The following is a 25,174-nucleotide window of genomic DNA, read 5'->3' as shown; positions in this document are numbered from 1 at the left end:
TATTCGAGTTCTTAACCACTCATGTAAGGATTGTGAAAGCCGCCCTTTCTAGGGCGGCTCATCATAAGGAGGATTTATGAAATTCAAAACATTTATGCCTGTATTGGCACTGGCTTGTGTGTGTGCGGTAGGTCAAGCGGATGCGGCTCAAGATCGATTGATGATGCCGGAACAGCCAGCTGAACCATTAAACGTGATTGAAGCAGAAGTGGCTGTTCCTGTACCTAGCGAAGAAGTTCGGGACGTAGTGAATGCTTTCACACAATTCCAATTGGACCAAAAGGGCAAGCGCATCATGGATGATTCCCGCGTTATGACTGGTCAAGAGCGTTACCGTAACAATGTGTTGTATTACATGAACGTTCGTCGCAGCTGGTACATCGTAAGCCATCGTTATAAAAACGACAGCTATGCGCGCATGGCGTTAGATCGTTTGTACAACGATTACAAACAGTTCTTTACAGAACATGCGACTGTATCTGAAGAGGCTAAATTGGACTATGCGCAACAAATCATCGACATCTTGGATCGCAATACGGCCAATGTACATGATGACGAATTGCGTTTCTACATGAACGAAATGGTTATCTTCAGCTTGAACGAAGCTATGAAAGACGGCAATAATCGCGTGAAAACTGTGGATGAAAAAGCAGCTCCTGCAATGGACGAACTTCATACAGTGGATCTTCGTAAAGCGATTAATGCACCAACAATTCAGTAAGATCTGGTGTAAGTAATAAACCGCTAATTTAATTAAATATTGTAATTGAATCAGGGACAGTTTCATTAGATTCTGTGATAATACACTGATAACTAAATAATATTTAGAATGTATGGTGTCTATAAAAGCCGGGGCATAGATTGCCTCGGCTTTTGTTATGTATAAATTGAAATTGTTACATGCAAATATGTAAATTCAATGGCATAAATGTATCGAAAAGATGAAGATTTTATTTCCTAATTATTAATTTTGTTAAATAAACCATAAAAATGAATGAAACATGAAAAATTTGTTTACAATATAGATTTTTTTTGATATGGTATACGAGTAGATGAGTATATGATAACAATCTGTAATAAGTGTAATATTTGACTTGTTATGTTGAATATTGTTGGTTTGTATTAGAAGTATAGATAATTTTTATATCTATTACTTCTTATTTTTATTATAGTTTTATATAAGGTTAGATAGGTATTACGCAACGAAAATGTAGTACGAAAGGAACGTTATGAATCGAATTTATAAAGTCATTTGGAATCGGGTGAAAAACTGTTATGTAGTTGTGTCCGAAATTGCTAATAATCGCGGGAAAATTAATGGAAGAAGCACAACATGCGTTAGTACACTTTTATGTATTTTGGACTAGTAGGCGGTACATTATTGCCACTGAATACTGCTAATGCAGTAAATCCTGCGGGGACTGGTGCAGGGGTATCATGGGGAAATGGCACGAATAGTGGCACAGATCAAAATAATGTAGCTATTGGCGGTTATGCGCAGGCCCTTGGACCGGTTTCCTTGGCATTAGGTGCGCATAGTAATTCTTCTGCTTCATATTCAACCGCTATCGGTGGAGGAACACAATCTACTGCGGAAAACGCGACAGCCATTGGTGGTGTAGCCAAGGCACAAGGGAAAAATGCTACCGCTATTGGGGCAAAAGCCGAAGCTAATGGAGAGTATGCTACCACTATCGGTGCAGGTGCAAAAGCGGATAATACCTATGCTATAGCCATCGGCAGCCTTTCTCATGCTACTGAGGTATCCTCGTTAGCGATGGGAAATAATTCAAAAGCTACTAATACCTATGCTTATGCAATCGGTGGGAGCGCGGAGGCTAAGGGCAGATGGAGTATTGCCATGGGGACAAATGCAGTGGCCGAAGATGATGCCAGCGTGTCTATCGGTACTTGGTCAAAAGCTACTACTGGACAGTCCGTGGCTGTCGGTTATCTAGCTAACGCGAAACAATTAGGGGCAACGGCACTTGGCAGACAGACGAATGCTAGTGCAGTAGATGCAACTGCTATAGGATCTGGATCTAATTCTACTGCTGAAAACGGTACAGCTATAGGTAAAAATGCTTCGGTCAGTGCGAAAAACAGCGTCGCTATCGGTACTGGGGCGAAAGCAACCAATGAAAATGCGGTGGCTCTCGGCACCGGTTCTGAAACTGCTGCAGCGGTAGCAACAGCCTCTGAGTCAGTTAATGGAATAGTACATAACTTTGCAGGTATAAATCCTGGTTCCACAGTTAGCGTAGGTAAGACAGGTATGGAACGGACGGTTACCAATGTAGCGGCCGGCCGTATTTCCGCTACATCTACAGATGCTATTAACGGCAGTCAACTGTATGCAGTGACTACGGAAGTGAATAAGGGCACAGTTTATGCAGGAGATGTAAAAGGTACGGGGGCTACAGATAATAAGTTTACCCAAAGACTGGGGGCACAAACTAATATCGTTGGTGGCGTAGCCGATACATCCAAATTGAGTGATAACAATATTGGAGTGGTATCTAATGGCACAGATACATTGAACGTGAAATTGGCTAAAGAACTGAAAGACCTAACTAGTGTGACTGCTGGTGATACAGTGATGAACACGGATGGTGTGACGATCACTGGAGGCCCTAAAATTGTAAAAACCGGCATTGATGCAGGAAACAAACAAATCGTTAATGTGGCTAGCGGCGGAGACGTAACGACGAATGGTGCCAATATTGGCGATATTAACCGTATCATTACGGCGAAGGATAAGTATGTGACTGGCGGTTCAGTGACTTATCAAGCAAATGGTGAGGGTGCCACAAATTTAACCGGCACAAACGGATTGACTGCCAACGTAAGCGGATTGAAAAATAACTATGTTACGAGTGGCAGTATTTCTAATGACGGCAAAGTGTTGACACTGGAACGTAACGATACGGGCAAAGTTAATGTTGATTTGAGTAATATATTTACTGAGGTAGCAAAGGGAGATTACCGTTTGGTAGAAAATCCTGAAGCGGGTAGTCAGGGTAAATATAAGGTTGATAGCAATGGAAATATGGTATTGACTGTAGCAAATGATAAAGGCGACAAAAAACAAGTTACATTGACAGATATTGCATCTAAGGCGCAACAAGATAATAATACATCAAGTATTACTACGATCAATACAACTCTTGATAAAGGCTTGAACTTTGCCGGTGATATCGGTGCTGTGAGCAACAGAAAATTAGGAGATACTGTAACTGTTAAAGGCGGTGCTACAGGCGCATTGTCCGACGGTAATATCGGTGTTGAATCCGACGGCAATGGCACATTGAATGTGAAATTGGCGAAAACGTTAAGCGGTTTAGATAGCGTTACAGCTGGTGGTACTACTATCAACAACAGCGGTTTGACTGTAGGTGGTAAAACATATGTATCTCCAACAGGTATCAATGCAAATGATCAAAAAATTACCAATGTTTCTGATGGTACTGTAGGTGCAGGCAGTAAAGACGCTGTAAACGGCGGTCAATTGCACGATGCTAAAAACGAATTAAATACTAATATCAATAATGCTAAAACTGATCTTATCAACAAGGGCCTTCGTTTTAACGCTGATAATAACGCTGAAAAAACGAATAAACTTGGTTCTAAAGTAACAGTCAATGGTGATAACAATATCACTACTGAAATTACGCAAACTGGCGATGATACTACAATCGGCGTTAAATTGAACAAAAATCTTAATGTTCAAACATTGACGGCTACAGATACTGTGAAAGCCGGCGGTGTAACAATGGGTAAACACGCTGATACTAAGAACTATGTAACTGGTCTTGATAATAGAGATTGGGATGTAAATACATCTAATCCTGTAAACGGTCGTGCTGCTACAGAAGATCAGTTGAAAAAGATTAGTGATGTTGTTAAGAGCCAAGGTGCTGCTGCTACAGATTACCGTTTGGTGAAAAATGCAGCTGCTGCAGATGGTGCTTATACAGTTGATTCTAACGGCGATGTTGACTTAACTGTAGAGGATAAAAACCATGCAGGTAGTAAAGAAACAGTTAAGATTAAGGATGTTGCCTCTAAATCTAAATTAGATAAAGTTATCAATGACGGCTTGAAATTCGATGCCAATACAGGCGGCGAAAAAACGAATAAATTGGGGTCCAAGGTATCCGTGAAAGGGGATAATTCCAATATCATTACAAGTATCTCCCAAGATGCGAACGGTGACAGCACCATTGATGTGAAACTCGGCAAAGACCTTAAGACCGAAACGATTACCGCTACCGGTAAAGACGGCAAGGACGGCAAGATCGGCATCAACGGTAAAGACGGTGTTACGACGAATATTTCCGTAACCCGTGACGGCAAGCCGGGCGTCGACGGTGCCGCCGGCACGACCACTACGCGCATTGTATATCAAAAACCGGACGGCACGAACGAAGAAGTGGCGAACCTAAATGACGGTATGATGTACGGCGGCGATACAGGCAATGTGATTAAGAAAAAACTTAACAACCAAGTGAATGTTAAGGGCGGTATCTCCGATGAAAGCAAATTAGCTACTGAAGACAACATCGGTGTTGTTTCTGACGGTTCCGATACATTGAAATTGCGTTTGGCGAAAGAATTGAAAGGCTTGACGTCTGCTACTTTCACAAACGGCGGCAATAATACTGTTATCAATGGTGATGGTATGACAATCAATCGTGCTGGCGGCAATGCAGTAAGTCTTACAAAAGACGGCTTAAATAATGGCGGTAATAAGATTACGAATGTAGCTGACGGCACAGATCCTAACGATGCAGTTAATAAATCTCAATTGGATAAAGCTACAGCAGCTGCATCCACAACGGTATCGGCAGGTAATAATATTACTGTGACACCTAGCACTAATGCGAATGGTTCCAAGAACTATGAAGTAAGTCTCAAAGACCAAGTGACATTGGGCTCTGATGCTACAAAACAAATCGCGATGGACGGTACTACAGGCACAATCAAAGCTGGCGATAAAGTGACAATCGACGGCAACAAAGGTACTATTAAAGCCGGTAATGTAACAATTGACGGTGAAAACGGTACCATTAAAGCTGGCGACAAGGTAACTATCGACGGTAAAGATGGTAAGATTGCGGCAGGCAAGGTATCTGTTGATGGTAAAGACGGCTACGTGACAGGTTTGGAAAATAAAGATTGGGATCCTAACAATATCACAAGCGGTCGTGCTGCTACAGAAGATCAATTGCAAAAATCTCACAAAGCCTTGGATAATAAGATTACTAACCTTAGGCCAAAAGGTTACTATCAAAGGTGAAGGTACAGAGTCTGACGATAAATACTCCGGCGAAAATATTAAAACAGTAGCCGACCAAGATGGTAATGTTACTATCAAGATGGCGAAAAACCTTAAGACTGACAGCTTAACTACTGATAAGGTAAAAGTTGCTAAAAACGGTAAGGACGGCGTATCCATTACTGGCCCTAACGGTGCTGACGGTACAGACGGCAAAGTAGGTATCACAGGCAAAGACGGTAAAGATGCTGTATCCATGTCCGGTAAAGATGGTGTTGGTCATATCGGTTTAACTGGCAAAGACGGCCGTAATGCGGATATTACCGTTGATAAAGGTGATCCAGACTTAGACGGTAACAACATCACTCGTATTAAGTATCAGGACGAAAACGGTAAGACCCACCAAGTGGCAACTAAAGATGATGGTATGAAATACGGTGGCGATAGCGGTTCCGTAATCAAGAAAAAGCTTAACGAACAAGTTAATGTAGTGGGTGGCATTACTGATGCTAGCAAGTTGACTACAGAAGATAATTTAGGTGTTGTATCCGATGGTACTGGCAACCTTAAGGTTCGTATGGCGAAAGACTTGAAAGGCCTTGAAACAGTAACAACTAAGGATGCTGCAGGTAATACTACAGTTATGAACGGTGGCGGTGTAACAATTACACCTGCTAGCGGTAATGCTGTAAGTCTTACTAAAGATGGCCTCAACAACGGCGGTAATACAATTACCAATGTAGGCCCTGGTGTAAACGGCACGGATGCAGTTAACGTAAATCAATTGAAAGGTGCTACAGATGGGTTAGCTAATGCTATTAACTCCGTAGTGGGCGAAACACAACGTGTAGGCGCACATGCAGCGGCTATGTCTGCATTGAAACCGATTCAATATGATCCATTGGAACCAACTCAAGTGATGGCCGGTATCGGTAATTACAGAGGTGAAACTGCGGCGGCTCTTGGCGTTGCACATTATACAGCAGAAGATACAATGTTCCATGTAGGCGTATCTGTTGGTAGCCACCATAACATGGTAAATGCTGGTGTAACTCGTAAATTCGGTACTTCCGATGCGAAGAAAGCGGTTCCTGAACGTTACAAAGGTGGTCCTATTAGCTCCGTTTATGTGTTGCAAGATGAAGTGACAGCGTTAAAAGCTGAAAATGCACGCATGCAAGAAAGCCTCAATGAATTGTCTTCTGTGAAGGAAGATAATGAACAAATGAAAGCTCAAATTGCATTGTTGATGCAACAAGCAGGGCTTACAAAGTAAATTTGACTTGATTAAATGGGGTATTTAGTATACTCTAGTCATGTAAGAATCATGTAAGGAATATGAAAGCCGCCCTTTGAGGGGCGGCTCGTCATTAGGAGGATTTATGAAATTCAAAACATTTATGCCTGTATTGGCACTTGCTTGTGTGTGTGCAGTAGGTCAAGCGGATGCGGCTCAAGATCGATTGATGATGCCAGAACAACCGGCTGAACCATTGAATGTGATTGAAGCGGAAGTTGCAGTTCCTGTACCTAGCGAAGAAGTTCGCGATGTAGTGAATGCTTTCACACAATTCCAATTGGACCAAAAGGGCAAACGTATCATGGATGATTCCCGCATTATGACCGGTCAAGAACGGTACCGTAACAATGTGTTGTACTACATGAACGTTCGTCGCAGCTGGTACATTGTGAGTCATCGTTACAAAAACGACAGCTATGCGCGCATGGCGTTAGATCGTTTGTATAACGATTATAAACAGTTCTTTACAGAACATGCGACTGTATCTGAAGATGCTAAATTGGACTATGCGCAACAAATCATCGATATCTTGGATCGCAATACAGCCAATGTACATGATGATGAATTGCGTTTCTACATGAACGAAATGGTCATCTTCAGTTTGAATGAAGCTATGAAAGACGGCAATAATCGCGTGAAACCTGTGGATGAAAAAGCAGCTCCTGCAATGGACGAACTTCACACAGTGGACCTTCGCAAAGCGATTAATGCGCCCACAATTCAATAATTTTAGATGATTCAATTATAAGAATTAAGTGTTGTTGTGTTGTATTTCTTATAATTGTATGACCGATAAAAAATATCGGGGTGTTGTTTGTATTAACAATACCCCGATATTTTTATGCATATAATTTTGCAATCAATGTGATTCGCTGACCTTGAATCACCTTATATGTAATTTTTTTTACGATGGCCGTAAAGTTGTGATGCAGAAATTGTAACTGATCGTTAGGTTGAACGTCCGCATCATATGTGAATACGCCTTCTTCCCCATTAAAGCGACCTTTGATTGTGAAAGTTTGATTATCTCGTGTAACTACGATATCTTCTTCTGTAACCGTATTTGGTTTATCTATATTTTGTTGTAAGATATTGAGTTCTGACATAGATTTCTTCCTCCTTTCTGCTTTCAGTATAACAATAAAAATTAAAAAACACATGGAGTAATCGTATAAATTGTTTTTATACACATATGCTCTATTTCTATAAAGCCTATAAAGCCCGCCAATACGCCTTTAGAGTGCCTTAGAATAAAAAAGGAATGACGGCGATTTGAATTTCACCTGTCATTCCTTTTACTATATAATAAAATGCTACCTTTATTGATTGTGCAATAGTTAATTGGCTTAAGTAGGTATGTAGTAATTGTGTACGTACATTGAGTCAAAATGGCAGAAACACTGTACGATATCTGTTTATGCAAAGATATCATTCTATTATATGGTTCATCATAAATCAGAATGATGAAGAGAAAATAAATTGATTATATATGAAGTGATATTGGTACATAATTATGGAGCATATTAGTATTATTTATGAAAGTTGGTGAATAATAGTAAAAAAATACAGCATTTATGTAGAATATTCAGTATATTTAATTTTATCGAAATTATTAATATCTTAAACACAAAAGTTTTATGAAAATAAAATGAAAAAAAGTTTACAATTCCTGTAATATGTGGTATTTTAGATATACACATTCAAGAATGTCGATGAATTCTCAATACATCATCGATCCATCATTGTTATTTCATTAAATATATAGGATAGTTAGTAAGTTTTATAAGTTTTCTAGGAGAAAGATTAATGAATCGAGTATTTAAAGTGATTTGGAATCGCACAAAGGGCTGCTATGTTGTTGTAGCAGAAACAGCAAAGAACATGACGAAACGTTCCTCTTTGTCGGTTGTATTCTCTAAAATGGTAGGTGCTACAGCAGTTGCCGTTATGTTGACAGGCGTTATGATGCCTACGGATGCCTTGGGGGCACCTATTACAAGAGGTAACGGTGCACAAGCTGAAAACGACGGTGGTATTGCTATCGGTGATAATACGGCATCTAAGGGCGACTATAGTATTTCAATCGGTACTAATGCATCTGTAGGTAGAGGCGATACTGATGAAGGTAAAACGCAGAGCGGTATTGCTATCGGACAAGGTGCAACTGTAACTGTTGATGTTGCTAAAGGGAAGGATGTCCCGGCAGATCAAAGAACGGGTGGTATCGCGATTGGTCAAGGTGCAACGACTAAGGTTGTTAATGCCATTGCTGTTGGTTCCGGTACTAGTGCTGATGGTGCACAAGCGGTAACCATTGGTCATAATTCACGTTCGATTACCAATAACAGTGTAGCATTAGGTAATGAAACACGCGTGGCATCTCTTAATGGTTTTGCTCTTGGTAATAATGCGCGTGCCGGCTATGATGAAACCAATAAATTGATAGGCCTTGATAATGACCAGGCTTTCGGTTCCAATGCACGTGCTTATGGCGGTTCCTCCATGGCCTTCGGTAATAATGCGAAGGCATCCAAAGGCGGTGCTATCTCCATGGGTAACGGTTCCGAATCCAGAGGCAGTTGGGGTGTAGCCATCGGTAATGGTGCGAAAGTATATGCAGATGGTGCTCGTGCTATTGGTGCCAATTCTATAGCTAGAGGTGTTAATGCTGCTGCCATGGGCTGGGATAGTGAAGCTAGTGGTGCTTCTTCTATCGCTATTGGTGAGACTTCAAAAGCGACTGCAGATAATTCTATTGCTATGAGTAAAGCTGCAATCGCAGCTGCAGATGATTCCATTGCCATCGGTAAAAATGCATCAGTTGATGCGAATCAACAACGATCGATTGCATTAGGTGCTAATTCCAAGACCGCTAATGTGGTAAGCACAGCAAATCAATTGGTAAATGGTTTATGGTATCAAAATTATGCTGGTGGCAGTGCTGACTCTACACTTAGCGTAGGTAGCGATACATTAAAACGTACTATCACAAATGTAGCTGCAGGTCGTGTGAATGCACAATCTACAGATGCAATCAATGGTAGTCAATTATATGGTGTTGCAAATACTTTAGGTAATTTAGCAAGCACTACAAAAGGTATTTTAGGTGGCAATGCAGCGCTTGACTCTAATACTGGTAACTTGTCGATGAGCAATATCGGTAACACTGGTAAAGGTACGATTCATGATGCTATTAAATTCAATAAAGACACTATAGATAAAGGTCTTAACTTCGATGCTAATACAGGTGGTGCTAAAAACAACTTATTAGGTTCTAAAGTTACCATTAAAGGTGACGGCAGCAATATCAATGCCGCAATTACACAAGCCAATGGTGATACAACTATCAACATGACTTTGGGTAATACTATTAAAGTAGGTACAGCAAACCCTGTAACGATTGACGGTACTACAGGTCATGTAACAGGCCTTCAAAATAAAGACTGGAATGTAGATAACCCTGTGGCTGTATCTGGCCGCGCTGCTACAGAAGATCAGTTGAAAAAGGTTAATGATAAAGTTAACACTAATAAGGCTCAAATTGACAAGAATAAACAAGATATCGCTGATAATAAGCAAAATATCACAAACAATGCCAACAATATCGCTCAAAATAAGCAAGATATCTCTAATATTAATACAAAAATTAATAAAGGCTTGAACTTTGCTGGCGATACGGGTGCTGTAAGCAACAGACAATTAGGTGATACTGTAACTGTTAAAGGCGGTGCAACAGGCACATTATCTGACGGTAATATCGGTGTTGTATCCGATGGCAATGGCACATTAAATGTGAAATTAGCTAAAACATTGACAGGTTTAGATAGCGTTACAGCTGGTAATACTAAGATTGATAATGGTGGCTTGACTGTAGGTGGTAAGAACTATGTATCTACAACAGGTCTCAATGCGAATAATCAAAAGATTACTAATGTTGCTAATGGTAGCGACCCTAATGATGCAGTTAACTATAGTCAATTACAGGCTGCTATCGGCGGTACAGCCAAAGCATCCACTGTAAAAGCAAAGGATGCGAATGTAACTGTAACAGAAAGTACAAACGCAGCAGGTGGTAAGGAATATACTGTTGGTTTAGGTAATAAAATTACCGTAGGTACAGCATATCCTGTAACTGTAGACGGTGATGCTGGTCATGTAACAGGACTTACAAATACAGATTGGGATGTAGATCATCCTGCGGCTGTATCTGGTCGTGGTGCTACTGAAGATCAGTTGAAAAAAGTTAACGATAAAGTTAACACTAATAAGACTCAAATCGACAAGAATAAACAAGATATCGCTGATAATAAGCAAAATATCACAAACAATGCCGGCAATATTGCTCAAAACAAACAAGATATTTCCAACATTAATACAAAGATTAATAAAGGCTTGAACTTTGCCGGTGATACAGGTACTGTAAGTAACAGACAATTAGGCGATACTGTAACTGTTAAAGGTGGTGCTACAGGCACATTATCCGACGGTAATATCGGAGTTGAATCCGACGGCAATGGCACATTGAATGTGAAATTAGCTAAAACATTGACTGGATTGGATAGTGTTACAGCTGGTAATACTAAGATTGATAACAGCGGTTTGACTGTAGGCGGTAAAACATATGTATCTCCAACAGGTCTTAATGCGAATGACCAAAAGGTAACAAATGTTGCTGATGGTACTGTAGGCGCAGGCAGTAAGGACGCTGTAAACGGCGGTCAATTGCACGATGCTAAAAACGAATTAACTACTAATATCAATAATGCTAAAACTGAACTTATCAACAAAGGCCTTCGTTTCGATGCGGATAACAACAGCGAAAAAACGAACAAGCTCGGTTCCAAGGTGACTGTAAACGGCGATGACAACATTACTACAGAAATCACGCAAACCGGCGACGACACTAAGATCGGCGTTAAATTGAAAAAAGATCTTAATGTTACTACTGTTACTGCTACAGATACTGTAAAAGCAGGCGGCGTAACAATGGGTAAACACGCTGATACTAACAATTATGTGACAGGTCTTGATAATAAGGACTGGGATGTGAATACATCTAATCCTGTAAGCGGTCGTGCTGCTACAGAAGATCAATTGAGAAAAATCAGCGATGTAATTAAGAACCAAGGTGCTAATGCTACAGATTACCGTTTGGTGAAAAATGCAGCAGCTGCAGATGGTGCTTATACAGTTGATGCTAACGGTGATGTTGACTTAACTGTTGAGGATAAAAACCATGCAGGTAGTAAAGAAACAGTTAAGATTAAGGACGTTGCGTCTAAATCTAGTCTCGACAAATTAAATGATCGTGCTGTTAAGTATAATTTGGATAATGGTGCTGTTGATAAGACAAAAGTAACTTATGAAGGTCCTACCTATGGTAATAAAACCGGTGGCACTCATGTAACAAATGTGGCGTATGCAACAGGCAACGATGGTAGCGAAGCGGTTAATGTGGATTACTTGAAAGATAGAATCAAAGATAGCGAAGACGCATTAACTAATAAAGGTTTAAAATTCGACGCTAACAGTGGCGGCGTAAAAACTAATAAACTTGGCTCTACGGTTACGGTTAAGGGTGAAGGTGCTGATGCTGATGCTAACTACAGCGGTGAAAACCTTAAAACTTTCATCACACAAGACAAAAATGGCAACACAACTATCGATGTGAAGATGAACAAAAACCTCAAAGCTAATAGTGTGGCTATTGCTGGTAAAAACGGTCAAGACGGCGTTACACTTAAAGGTGGCGACGCTAAAAACGGTGTAGATGGTACAAGCATTAATCGTTTAGTAACTGAAGATAAAGACGGCAATACACATACGCTTGCAACCCTTGATGATGGTATGATGTACGGCGGCGATACAGGCAATGTGATTAAAAAGAAACTTAACAATCAAGTGAATGTTAAGGGTGGTATCTCCGATGAAAGCAAATTAGCTGCTGAAGATAACATCGGTGTAGTTTCCGACGGTTCCGATACATTGAAATTGCGCTTGGCGAAAGAATTGAAAGGCTTGACGTCTGCTACTTTCACAAACGGCGGCAATAATACTGTTATCAATGGTGATGGTATGACCATCAATCGTGCTGGTGGCGATGCAGTGAGTCTTACAAAAGACGGCTTAAATAACGGCGGTAACAAGATTACAAATGTAGCTAATGGTACGGACCCTAACGATGCAGTTAATAAATCTCAATTGGATAAAGCTACAGCAGCTGCATCTACAACGGTATCTGCAGGTAATAATATTACTGTGACACCTAGCACCAATGCGAATGGTTCCAAGAACTATGAAGTAAGTCTTAAAGATCAAGTGACATTGGGCTCTGATGCTACGAAACAAATCGCGATGGATGGTACTACAGGTACTATCAAGGCTGGCGATAAAGTTACAATCGATGGCAATAAAGGTACTATTAAAGCTGGCAATGTAACAATTGATGGTGAAAATGGTACCATTAAAGCTGGTGACAAGGTAACTATCGATGGTAAAGATGGCAAGATTGCAGCAGGCAAGGTATCTGTTGATGGCAAAGACGGTTATGTGACAGGTTTGGAAAACAAAGATTGGGATCCTAACAACATCACAAGCGGTCGTGCTGCTACAGAAGATCAATTGCAAAAATCTCACAAATCCTTGGATAACAAGATTAATAACCTAGGTGATGAAATCACGAAAAAAGGTATGTAGGCCAAAAGGTTACTATCAAAGGTGAAGGTACAGAGTCTGACGATAAATACTCCGGCGAAAATATTAAAACAGTAGCCGACCAAGATGGTAATGTTAATATCAAGATGGCGAAAAACCTTAAGACTGACAGCTTAACTACTGATAAAGTGAAAGTTGGCAAAAACGGTCAAGACGGCGTATCCATTACAGGTCCTAACGGTGCTGACGGTACAGACGGCAAAGTAGGTATCACAGGCAAAGACGGTAAAGATGCTGTATCCATGTCCGGTAAAGACGGTGTTGGTCATATCGGTTTAACTGGTAAAGACGGCCGTAATGCGGATATTACCGTTGATAAAGGTGATCCAGACTTAGACGGTAACAACATCACTCGTATTAAGTACCAAGACGAAAACGGTAAGACCCACCAAGTGGCAACTAAAGACGATGGTATGAAATACGGTGGCGATAGCGGCTCCGTAATCAAGAAAAAGCTTAACGAACAAGTTAATGTAGTGGGTGGCATTACTGATGCTAGCAAGTTGACTACAGAAGACAATTTAGGTGTCGTATCCGATGGTACTGGCAACCTTAAGGTTCGTATGGCGAAAGACTTGAAAGGTCTTGAAACAGTAACCACTAAGGATGCTGCAGGTAATACTACAGTTATGAACGGTGGTGGTGTAACAATTACACCTGCTAGCGGTAATGCTGTAAGCCTTACTAAAGATGGCCTCAACAACGGCGGTAATACAATTACCAATGTAGGCCCTGGTGTAAACGGCACTGATGCAGTTAACGTAAATCAATTGAAAGGTGCTACAGATGGGTTAGCTAATGCTATTAACTCCGTAGCGGGCGAAACACAACGTGTAGGCGCACATGCAGCGGCTATGTCTGCATTGAAACCTATTCAATATGATCCATTGGAACCAACTCAAGTGATGGCTGGTATCGGTAATTACAGAGGTGAAACTGCGGCGGCTCTTGGCGTTGCACATTACACAGCAGAAGATACTATGTTCCATGTAGGCGTATCTGTTGGTAGTCACCATAACATGGTAAATGCTGGTGTAACTCGTAAATTCGGTACTTCTGATGCGAAGAAAGCGGTTCCTGAACGTTACAAAGGTGGACCTATTAGCTCCATGTACGTAATGCAAGATGAAATGACTGCTTTGAAAGCTAAGTATGAAAAAGTACAACGCGACAACGAAGAAATGAGAGCACAAATTGCATTATTGATGCAACAAGCGGGCTTGAAATAATATGAAATAACATATTGATACGGCAGTGCTTATAAAAGGCGCCAAAAGCGAAATGCTTTTGGCGCCTTTTTGCATGCAAGAAATAGATTCAATAGCTATTTGAGCATATATATGTCATAGTATTTTGTAATGTAATTAAAATAGGTGAGTAATAGTCAGATCATAATAGTTTACTAAGGTGAAATACATTTTTTTTATGAAGTTAATTTTATGCGAAAAAATTAGTACATTTAGCATATTCATAAGGTATATGGCGGAGTTTTTGTATATTCATAAATATTTATGATTTGGAAGTGAGTGTAGAGTGAAAATTTTTTTACTTTTAGTATAGAATATGATATGTTTAATATGATATGCATCGGTAAATAGCCATATATTAACTGTATTTTTACTTTTTAAAATAATTATAAAATATTTTATTATATTCATATAATCTGATAGTTTTATGCAAGGAGTAAGACGAGATGAACCGAATTTTTAAAGTAATCTGGAGTCGTACAAAGGGATGTTATGTCGTTGTGGCTGAAACAGCGAAAAATATGTCGAAACGATCGACAATGACATCGGTATTTGCCAAGATGTCTGGGTCTGTAATTGCTACGGCTTTATGTATGTCCATGATGTCTCCAATGATCGTGCATGGGAGTACTATTGTGCAAGGGGCTGGTGCTCAGGCTAAAAATGGCACTGTAGCGATAGGTGACAATAGTACAGCAATGGCAGATAACAGTGTGGCTTTGGGGACAGGGGCTACTGTTACAAAAACTAATAGGGCTAATGTTGGTAATGTGCAAGGCATTGCAATCGGAAGAAATGCAACCGTTGAAGTAAATAATGGCGTTGCTATCGGTAATTTGACAAAAGTAGCTTCTTTGAATGGCTTTGCCCTTGGTAATACATCCTGGGCTGGATATGATGAGGCCGGTAACTATGTGGGCGCCGATAACGATCAGGCATTTGGTACTAATGCCAGAGCTTGGGGTGGATCCTCTATGGCATTTGGTAATAATGCTAAAGCTGCTGCCGGTGGTGCCGTTGCAATGGGTAACGGGTCGCAGGCAAGAGGTAAATGGGCCGTTGCAATCGGTAATAATGCACAAGCTAAGGGCGAAGGGTCCAGAGCTCTTGGTGTAAACTCCTATGCAGTAGGACTCAACTCCATTGCAATGGGCTGGGAAAGTAATGCCCGTGAGGATTCTTCTATAGCTATTGGTACAGATTCTGACTCAGTTCAGAAAAATAGTATTGCCATCGGTAATCGTGCAGTTAGCTATGCAGAGGATAGCGTTACACTTGGTAGAAATACAACAGTAGGGAAAAATCATATTCGTTCTGTTGCATTAGGTGCAAATTCTGCAACTGCGGATACTCATAGTACACCGAATCAACTTGTAAATGGTTTGTGGTATAAGAATTTAGCGGGGGGAACGGCAGATTCTACCGTAAGTATCGGTAATGATACGGTAAAACGTACGATTACAAATGTGGCTGCAGGTCGTATGAATGCTTCGTCTACAGATGCTATTAACGGTAGTCAATTGTTTGGTGTCGCAAATAGTTTGGGAAATTTAGCCACTACAACTAAAAATATCCTTGGCGGTAATGCAGCTCTCGATCCTGATACCGGTAAATTAACGATGAGCGATATCGGTTTTACAGGTAAAAGCACAATCCACGATGCTATTAGATATAATAAAGACAATATCGATAAAGGATTGTTCTTTTATGGTGATAACTTTGTTCAGAACCAAGTAAAATTAGGTGACACAGTAAGAATAAAAGGTGGCGCTAGCGGTGCTTTGGCTGACAACAATATTGGGGTTCAAGCAGACGGAAATGGCACACTAAATGTGAAATTGGCTAAAAAAATAACTGGTTTGGATAGCGTAACAGCGGGAACTGCTACGATTGATAATAAAGGGGTGTCTGTAGGCGGTAAACTCTATGTGTCAACAGGTGGTCTTAATGCCAATAATCAACAGCTTAGAGGTGTTGCAGACGGTAGCGGTAGTCAGGACGCAGTTAACTACGGTCAGTTGCAACGCGCAATTAACGGTACAGCTAAAGAAGCCATTGTAAAAGCAAATGATGATGGTAATATTACGGTAAGGGAAAACTCAACGGCGAAAGGTGGTAAGGAGTATACTGTTGGCTTAAATTATAAGATTACTGTAGGGAAAGGGGCGGCCTCGCATCCTGTAACCATAGATAGTGGTACAGGAACGGTCACAGGTCTTACCAATACATCATGGAATGTAAATAATCCAGCACCTGTTACAGGACGTGCTGCTACGGAAGATCAGTTAAAGCGGGTTAATGAGAGAGTTAATTCCAATCAGTATTTTATTAATCAAAATACGCAGAATATCTCAGATAACTCAAGCCGTATTGGTGCCAATGCACGAAATATCACAAAAATACAAGGTGATATTACTACTAATAAGAATGATATTAACACTATCAATAATACTCTTGAAAAAGGGCTCTATTTTAGCAGCGATACAGGTGCTTCGATTAAGAGAAAATTAGGTGATACTCTAGTCATTAAAGGCGGTGCTACAGGGGCATTATCCGATAATAATATTGGTGTTGTATCCGATGGTACCGGTAGATTGACTGTAAAGTTGGCAAAATATTTAACAGGATTAGAGAGCGTTAATGCAGGAAATACTACTATTAGTAAAAATGGTTTGAGTGTAGGTGCTAGAACCTATGTAACACCTGATGGCATCAATGCTAATAATCAAAAGATTACTGGTGTTGCTAATGGTACAGCGCCTAACGATGCGGTTAATTTCAGTCAATTACAAAGTGCTATCGGTGGTACTGCAAAGGCGACTACAGTAAAATCAAAGGATGCAAATGTAACCGTAACAGAAGGTACCAATGTGAATGGTGGTAAGGAATACACTGTTGGATTGGGCAATAAACTTGCGGTAGGTACGGCACATCCTGTAACTGTGGACGGAACCGCAGGAACTGTAACAGGACTTACTAATGTTGCTTGGAATGTAAATAATCCACAAGCCGTAACTGGTCGTGCTGCAACGGAAGATCAGTTAAAAACTGTTAATACGCAAGTCAATACAAATAAGGATAAAATAGCTCAGAACACAACTGACATTGCTCAAAATGCGACTGATATCGGTAAGAATAAACAAGATATAACTAAGAACAAGACTGATATAGCTCAAAATACTACTGATATCGGTAAAAATAAGACTGATATTGCACAAAACAAGCAAAATATTACTCAGAACACACAAGATATTGCGACTAATAAAAATGCTATCTCTACAATCAATACAACTATTGCTAAAGGTCTAAATTTTGATGGAGACAGCGGTGCTGTAATTAACAAACAGTTGGGCGATAAGCTTAGCATCAAGGGCGGTGCAGCGGCTGCGAATTTGACGGATAATAATATCGGTGTCGTATCTGATGGCAGCACATTAAATGTAAAACTAGCTAAAACATTAACCGGTTTGGATAGCGTAACGGCTGGGGGTACAACTATCAATAGTAGTGGTTTGACCGTAGGCGGTAAGACCTATGTAACTCCGAACGGTATTAATGCGAATGACAAGAAAATAACTAATGTTGCTGATGGTGAAGTGGCGGCTAATTCCAAAGATGCAGTTAACGGCGGTCAACTTCATGCGGCTAAAACCGAATTAAATAACAACATTAATGATGCTAAAACTGAATTAAACAAAAATATCGGTGATGCCAAAACTGAACTCAATAAAAATATTAATGACGCTAAAACTGAACTGAATGGCAATATAGATAATGCTAAAACCGAGCTAAACAATAATATATCGACTGCGAAGAATGATGTGATTAATACAGGTCTCAAATTTGATGCGGATACAGGCGGTGCTAAGACCAATAAATTGGGTTCCAAGGTAACGGTAAACGGCGATGATAATATCACGACAGAAATCAGCCAAACTGGTGACGATACTAAGATCGGTCTTAAATTAAAGAAAGATCTCAATGTTACTACTATTACTGCTGCTGATACTGTGAAAGCCGGCACTGTGACTATGGGCAAACAATCAGGTGGTGCAGGCGGTGCAAACGGTAACTTTGTAACAGGGCTCGATAATAAGTCTTGGAACGCGGATAATCCTCAAGCTGTAAGTGGTCGAGCTGCTACGGAAGATCAGTTGAAATCCGTTAATGATAAGGTCAATACAAATGTAACCAATATCAATAAAGGATTAAACTTTAACGGCGATAGCGGTGCTGCGATTAATAAAAAATTAGGCGACACTGTTACCATTAAAGGTGGTGCTATGGCGGATCTTACGGATAATAATATCGGTGTCGTGTCTGATGGCAGCACATTAAATGTGAAACTAGCTAAAACATTAACTGGTTTGGATAGCGTAACGGCTGGTGGAACAACTATTAATGGTAGTGGTTTGACCGTAGGCGGCAAGACCTACGTAACGCCAAACGGTATCAATGCAAATAATCAAAAGATTACCGGTCTAGCAAAAGGCACAGATCCTACTGATGCGGTTAACTTCAGTCAGTTGCAGGATGCTATCGGTGGAACTGCTAAGGCAAGTACTGTGAAAGCTAAAAACAGCAACATCACTGTAGAAGAAGGTACAAATGCAGCCGGCGGTAAGGAATATACTGTCGGATTAGGGGATAAAATCACCTTAGGAACTGCTAATCCTGTATCTGTGGATGGTACTGCAGGCACGGTAACTGGTCTTACCAATACTGCTTGGGATGTAGATAATCCACAAGCCGTAACTGGTCGTGCTGCAACGGAAGATCAGTTGAAATCTGTTAATACGCAAGTTAATACGAACAAGGATAAAATAGCTCAAAACACAACTGACATTGCTCAGAATACGACTGATATTGGTAAGAATAAACAAGATATAACTAAGAACAAGGCTGATATTGCTCAAAATACAACTGACATCGGTAAGAATAAGCAAGATATAGCTAAAGGTCTTAACTTTGATGGAGATAGCGGCGCTGTAATTAATAAACAGTTGGGTGATAAGTTATCTATTAAAGGTGGCGCCGCAGCTGCAAACTTGACGGACAATAATATCGGTGTCGTATCTGATGGTACAACATTGAACGTGAAGTTAGCTAAAACATTAATCGGTTTGGATAGTGTTACAGCGGGTGGCACAACTATTAATGCTGGAGGTTTAACTGTAGGTGGTAAGACCTATGTATCTCCGAACGGTATCAATGCAAATGACCAAAAGATTACTAATGTTGCTAATGGTGATATTGCTGCAAACTCCAAAGATGCGGTTAACGGTGGTCAATTGCATGACGCTAAAACTGAACTTACCAACAAAGGCCTTCGTTTTGACGCAGATAATAACGCTGAAAAAACGAATAAACTAGGCTCCAAGGTAACGGTAAACGGCGACGACAATATTACGACGGAAATCACGCAAACCGGTGACGATACGAAGATAGGTCTTAAATTGAAGAAGGATCTTAATGTTACATCTGTTACGGCTACGGAAACTGTGAAAGCCGGCACTGTAACCATGGGTAAACAAGCCGATGGTGCAACCCCTGCTAATACGGGTAATTACGTAACAGGTCTTGATAATAAGACATGGAGCGTAACTAATCCTACTGCTGTTAGCGGACGTGCTGCAACAGAAGATCAATTGAAGACAGTTACTGAAGCTATCAAAACTCAAGGTGCTAATGCAACGGACTTCAGTCTTGTTGCTAATCCTGCGGCGGGTTCCAATGGTGACTATACTGTAGCTGCTAACGGTGACGTGGCATTGACCGTACAGGATAAGAATCATCCGGATAAAACAAAAACCGTAACGATTAAAGATGTAGCATCTAAATCCGAAGTGGACAAAGGCTTGAACTTTGACGGTGACTCTGGTACGACTATCAACAAGAAGCTAGGTGGTACTGTTGCCATTAAAGGCGGAGCTGTAGCTGCAGATTTAACTGACAATAATATTGGTGTTGTATCTGATGGCAGTACGTTAAACGTGAAGTTAGCTAAAACATTAACTGGTTTGGAAAGCGTAACAGCTGGTGGCACAATCATCAATAGTGGTGGTTTGACCGTAGGTGGTAAGAATTATGTATCTCCAAATGGCATCAATGCGAACGACCAAAAGATTACCAATGTTGCTAATGGCGATGTGGCGGCTAACTCCAAAGATGCGGTGAACGGCGGTCAATTGCATGACACTAAAACTGAGTTAAATAAAAACATTAGCGATACTAAGACCGAGTTGAATAAAAATATCAGTGATACTAAAACTGAACTCAACAAAAATATTGGTGACGCTAAAACTGAACTTACCAACAAAGGCCTTCGTTTTGATGCGGATAATAACGCTGAAAAAACTAATAAACTAGGCTCTAAGGTAACGGTAAACGGCGACGATAACATCACCACAGAAATTACACAAACTGGTGACGATACGAAGATTGGTCTTAAATTAAAGAAAAATCTTAATGTTACCACTGTTACGGCAGCGGAAACTGTGAAAGCTGGTACGGTAACTATGGGTAAACAATCCGATGGTGTAACCCCTGCTAATACGGGTAACTACGTAACAGGTCTTGATAATAAGACATGGAGTATTGATAATCCTACGATTGCATCTGGCCGTGCAGCAACGGAAGACCAATTGAAAACGGTTAGTGATGAAGTTAAGAAACAAGGTGCTAGTGCAACAGACTTTAGTCTCGTTGCGAATCCTACGGCAGGCTCTAATGGTGACTACACTGTAGATGCCAATGGTGACGTAGCATTGACCGTACAGGATAAGAACCATCCGGATAAAACAAAAACCGTAACGATTAAAGATGTAGCATCTAAATCCGAAGTGGACAAAGGCTTGAATTTTGACGGTGATTCTGGCACAACTATTAACAAGAAGCTAGGTGGTACTGTTGCCATTAAAGGCGGAGCTGCAGCTGCAGATTTAACTGATAATAATATTGGTGTCGTATCTGATGGCAGTACGTTAAACGTGAAGTTAGCTAAAACATTAACTGGTTTGGACAGCGTAACAGCTGGTGGAACAACCATCAATGGTGGTGGTTTGACCGTAGGCGGTAAGAATTATGTATCTCCAAATGGCATCAATGCGAATGATCAAAAGATTACCAATGTTGCTGATGGTAATATTGCGGCTAATTCCAAAGACGCGGTTAACGGCGGTCAATTACATGAAGCTAAAACTGAGTTAAACAAGAATATCGCTGATACAAAGATTGAATTAAATAAAAACATTGGCGATACTAAAACCGAATTAAATAAAAATATCGCTGACACTAAAACTGAACTCAACAATAATATTAATGACGCTAAGACTGAACTGACCAATAAAGGTCTTCGTTTTGACGCAGATAATAATGATGCAAAAACGAATAAATTAGGCTCCAAGGTAACGGTAAACGGCGACGATAATATTACGACGGAAATCACGCAAACCGGTGACGACACTAAGATTGGTCTAAAATTGAAGAAAGATCTTAACGTTACCACTGTTACGGCTACAGAAACTGTAAAAGCCGGTACTGTAACCATGGGTAAACAAGCCGATGGTGCAACCCCTGCTAATACAGGTAACTACGTGACAGGGCTTGATAATAAGACTTGGGACGCAGGTAAAGTCGTATCCGGTCGTGCTGCAACAGAGGATCAATTGAAACAAGCTTTGGCGGGTCAAACTGATACAGGTCTCAAATTCAATGCCAATGTAGGCGGTGTACAAACTAATAAATTAGGCTCTACTATCACTGTTCAAGGTGAAGGCAATGCTGCTGATACCGACTATAGCGGTGACAATATTAAGACGTTCATCAAACAAGATGCTGCAACAGGTAATACAACAATTGATGTAAAAATGAACAAAAATCTTAAGGCTGAATCCGTGAAAGTCGGCAAAGACGGTAAGGATGGCGTATCTCTCACAGGTCCAGATGGGGCTGGCACCGACGGTAAAGTAGCTGTTACAGATAAGAACGGCAAGGATGTAGTGTCTATGTCCGGTAAAGACGGTGTAGGTCACATCGGTTTAACTGGTAAAGATGGTCATAGTGCGGATATTATCGCTGATAAAGGCGCTGCTGATATTAATGGAAATGAAATCACGCGCATTAAATATCAAGATGAAAATGGTACAACCCATCAAGTGGCAACCAAAGATGATGGCATGGCATACGGTGGCGACTCCGGCACTACCATCAAGAAGAAACTTAATGAACAATTGGACATTAAGGGCGGTGTCACCAATGAATCTGAGTTGACCGAAAACAATATTGGAGTTATTAGCAAGAATAATATCCTTAATGTTCGTTTGGCAAAAAATCTGAAAGGCCTAGATTCCATAACTTTCAACAATGGCACTAATGGTGCAAACGGTAAAACCGTTGTTAATGGTGAAGGCATGACCGTTCAAGATAAGGATGGCAACCCGTTGACTGCTATTACAAAGGACGGCGTGAAGATTACCAATGGTCCATCTATGACGAAAGATGGTATTGATGCAGCCGGCAATAAGATTACAAACGTAGCTGACGGTACAAATCCTAAGGATGCGGTTAATAAATCTCAATTGGATACAGCGGCTAACGCTGCTAAGGCAATCGTAACAGAAGGTAATAATATCAAAGTTGATAAGACCACTAATGGTGATGGCTCTACAAATTACAAAGTGGGCCTCAAAGACCAAATAACAATGGGATCTGATGCTACGAAACAAATTGCGATGGATGGTACAACAGGTACGATCAAAGCCGGTGACAAGGTTACAATCGACGGCAACAAAGGCACCATTAAAGCAGGTGATAAAGTTGAAATCGATGGCGATAAAGGCACAATCAAGGCTGGTAATATTGCGATTGACGGTACAAACGGTACAATTAAGGCTGGCGACAAGGTAACTATTGATGGTAAAGATGGTAAGATTGGAGCAGGTAAGGTCTCTGTTGATGGCAAGGACGGTCATGTGACAGGTTTGGAAAACAAAGATTGGGATCCTAACAATATCACAAGCGGTCGTGCTGCTACAGAAGATCAATTGCAGAAGTCCCATAAAGCCTTGGATAATAAGATTAATAACTTAGGTGATGACATTACGAAGAAAGGCATGGATTTTGCCGGTAATACAGGTGATTTCCACCGTGATTTAGGTCAAAAGGTTACCATCAAAGGTGAAGGTCAAGGGGCTGATAGTGACTATTCTGGCGAAAATATTAAAACGGTAGCCGAAAATGGTAATGTTACTATTAAAATGGCTAAGAATCTTAAGACCGATAGTATTACTACCAAAACAGTTACTGCTGATACGGTCAATACTGATAAGGTGAAAGTCGGCAAAAATGGTCAAGATGGCGTTTCCATTACAGGTCCAGACGCTGCGAATGGCACAGACGGAAAAGTAGCTGTTACAGGTAAAGACGGTAAAGATGCTGTATCTATGTCAGGTAAAGACGGCGTTGGTCACATCGGTTTAACTGGCAAAGATGGTCGTAATGCGGATATTACCGCTGATAAGGGCGATTCTGATCTCGGAGGCAATGCTATTACTCGTATTAAGTACCAAGATGAACAGGGCAAGACACATCAAGTGGCAACCAAAGACGATGGTATGAAATACGGTGGCGATTCTGGTAATGTGATTAACAAAAAGCTTAACGAACAGGTAAACGTAGTCGGTGGTATTACTGATGCTAGCAAGTTGACGGCCGAAGATAATTTAGGCGTCGTATCTGACGGCACTAATCTTAAAGTTCGTATGGCGAAAGATTTGAAAGGTCTTACGTCAGTAACGACTAAGGATGCTGGAGGTAACTCTACGGTTGTGAACGGCAGTGGCGTAACCATTACTCCTGCTAGCGGTAACACCGTAAGCCTTACTAAAGATGGATTGAATAACGGTGGTAAAACAATTAGCAATGTAGGTCCTGGTGTAAACGGAACGGATGCGGTTAACGTAAATCAATTGAAGGGGGTTACGGAGGGAATGGCTAATGCAATTAATTCCGTGGCGGGCGAAACACAACGTGTAGGTGCTCATGCGGCGGCGATGTCTGCGTTGAAACCAATTCAATACGATCCGTTAGAACCAACTCAAGTGATGGCTGGTATCGGCAATTACAGAGGTGAAACCGCAGCGGCTTTAGGTGTTGCGCATTACACATCGGAAGATACTATGTTCCATGCAGGTGTATCTGTTGGTAGCCGTCATAATATGGTGAATGCCGGTGTAACTCGTAAATTCGGTTCTTCTGATGAGAAGAAGGCTATTCCTGAACGGTATAAGGGCGGTCCTATCAGCTCTATGTACGTAATGCAGGATGAAATGACTGCTTTGAAAGCTGAAAATGCACGCATGAAAGCGCAGGATGAAAAATTAACTGCAGACTATGCGGCATTGAAAGAAGACAACCTTCGTCTACAGAAAGATAACGAAGAAACTAAACGACAATTAGCTCTTATTATGAGTCGTTTAGGCATGTAAATCATATAAATTTCATTTTATATTCATGCGGTAAAATCTGTTGATGTACCAGAAAATACCCATGAAGATTAGATGATTTTAACCCTATATGGTATATAAAATGAAAGAACGAAAGTCTACTGTGAAAGGACTTTCGTTCTTTTTTTGT

General features: G+C 40.7%; 8 protein-coding genes and 1 pseudogene. 8 read left to right on the top strand and 1 reads right to left on the bottom strand.

Annotated features, from left to right (window positions below; translation table 11 throughout):
• Positions 1–76: 76 nt before the first annotated feature.
• From E7K77_RS06085 to E7K77_RS06075, 5 genes and pseudogenes are all read left to right on the top strand, one after another.
• Complete coding sequence (locus E7K77_RS06085; RefSeq protein ID WP_325306275.1) at positions 77–721, top strand: hypothetical protein; 645 nt, start codon at positions 77–79, stop codon at positions 719–721.
• A gap of 508 nt (positions 722–1,229) precedes the next feature.
• Positions 1,230–1,367, top strand: coding sequence for an ESPR domain-containing protein (locus tag E7K77_RS09990; protein ID WP_443084083.1), 138 nt, complete (start codon positions 1,230–1,232; stop codon positions 1,365–1,367).
• On the top strand, positions 1,352–5,299 hold the full coding sequence (locus E7K77_RS06080) for a hemagglutinin (RefSeq protein WP_443084082.1): 3,948 nt from the start codon (positions 1,352–1,354) through the stop codon (positions 5,297–5,299). Before E7K77_RS09990 ends, E7K77_RS06080 begins: the two co-directional genes overlap by 16 nt.
• Positions 5,300–5,357: 58 nt before the next feature.
• Positions 5,358–6,554, top strand: a pseudogene (locus E7K77_RS09985) (YadA-like family protein); the annotation flags it as partial.
• A gap of 106 nt (positions 6,555–6,660) precedes the next feature.
• On the top strand, positions 6,661–7,305 hold the full coding sequence (locus E7K77_RS06075) for a hypothetical protein (RefSeq protein ID WP_316072915.1): 645 nt from the start codon (positions 6,661–6,663) through the stop codon (positions 7,303–7,305).
• Positions 7,306–7,417: 112 nt separating this feature from the next.
• On the opposite strand, the gene E7K77_RS06070 is transcribed toward E7K77_RS06075, so the two are convergent.
• The gene (locus tag E7K77_RS06070; RefSeq protein ID WP_004692901.1) at positions 7,418–7,684 is read right to left on the bottom strand and encodes a hypothetical protein; all 267 of its coding nucleotides are present in this window, start codon (positions 7,682–7,684) and stop codon (positions 7,418–7,420) included.
• Positions 7,685–8,384: 700 nt separating this feature from the next.
• Between E7K77_RS06070 and E7K77_RS06065 the strand changes: the two genes are divergently transcribed.
• The 3 genes from E7K77_RS06065 (at position 8,385) to E7K77_RS06060 (ending at position 25,026) form a co-directional block, all read left to right on the top strand.
• The gene (locus tag E7K77_RS06065; RefSeq protein ID WP_443084081.1) at positions 8,385–13,274 is read left to right on the top strand and encodes an ESPR-type extended signal peptide-containing protein; all 4,890 of its coding nucleotides are present in this window, start codon (positions 8,385–8,387) and stop codon (positions 13,272–13,274) included.
• Between the two features lie 104 nt (positions 13,275–13,378).
• The gene (locus E7K77_RS09980) at positions 13,379–14,521 is read left to right on the top strand and encodes a YadA-like family protein (RefSeq protein ID WP_443084080.1); all 1,143 of its coding nucleotides are present in this window, start codon (positions 13,379–13,381) and stop codon (positions 14,519–14,521) included.
• A 464-nt stretch (positions 14,522–14,985) separates the two neighbouring features.
• Positions 14,986–25,026: an ESPR-type extended signal peptide-containing protein gene (locus E7K77_RS06060; protein ID WP_325321178.1), complete on the top strand. Its 10,041-nt coding sequence runs from the start codon at positions 14,986–14,988 to the stop codon at positions 25,024–25,026.
• The last annotated feature ends 148 nt before the right edge of the window (positions 25,027–25,174 follow it).

It is taken from the genome of Veillonella parvula, from assembly GCF_032577575.1.
Classification (GTDB): Bacteria; Bacillota; Negativicutes; order Veillonellales; family Veillonellaceae; genus Veillonella.
Note: the sequence above shows the minus strand (reverse complement) of the source record. Positions and strands in the feature narration are given on the sequence as shown.

What these genes read in the sequence shown, in the direction of transcription:
- E7K77_RS06085 (WP_325306275.1), top strand. Translation starts at nt 77, where the DNA reads ATGAAATTCAAAACATTTATGCCTGTATTGGCACTGGCTTGTGTGTGT.
- E7K77_RS09990 (WP_443084083.1), top strand. Translation starts at nt 1,230, where the DNA reads ATGAATCGAATTTATAAAGTCATTTGGAATCGGGTGAAAAACTGTTAT.
- E7K77_RS06080 (WP_443084082.1), top strand. Translation starts at nt 1,352, where the DNA reads ATGTATTTTGGACTAGTAGGCGGTACATTATTGCCACTGAATACTGCT.
- E7K77_RS06075 (WP_316072915.1), top strand. Translation starts at nt 6,661, where the DNA reads ATGAAATTCAAAACATTTATGCCTGTATTGGCACTTGCTTGTGTGTGT.
- E7K77_RS06070 (WP_004692901.1), bottom strand. Translation starts at nt 7,684, where the DNA reads ATGTCAGAACTCAATATCTTACAACAAAATATAGATAAACCAAATACG.
- E7K77_RS06065 (WP_443084081.1), top strand. Translation starts at nt 8,385, where the DNA reads ATGAATCGAGTATTTAAAGTGATTTGGAATCGCACAAAGGGCTGCTAT.
- E7K77_RS09980 (WP_443084080.1), top strand. Translation starts at nt 13,379, where the DNA reads ATGGCGAAAAACCTTAAGACTGACAGCTTAACTACTGATAAAGTGAAA.
- E7K77_RS06060 (WP_325321178.1), top strand. Translation starts at nt 14,986, where the DNA reads ATGAACCGAATTTTTAAAGTAATCTGGAGTCGTACAAAGGGATGTTAT.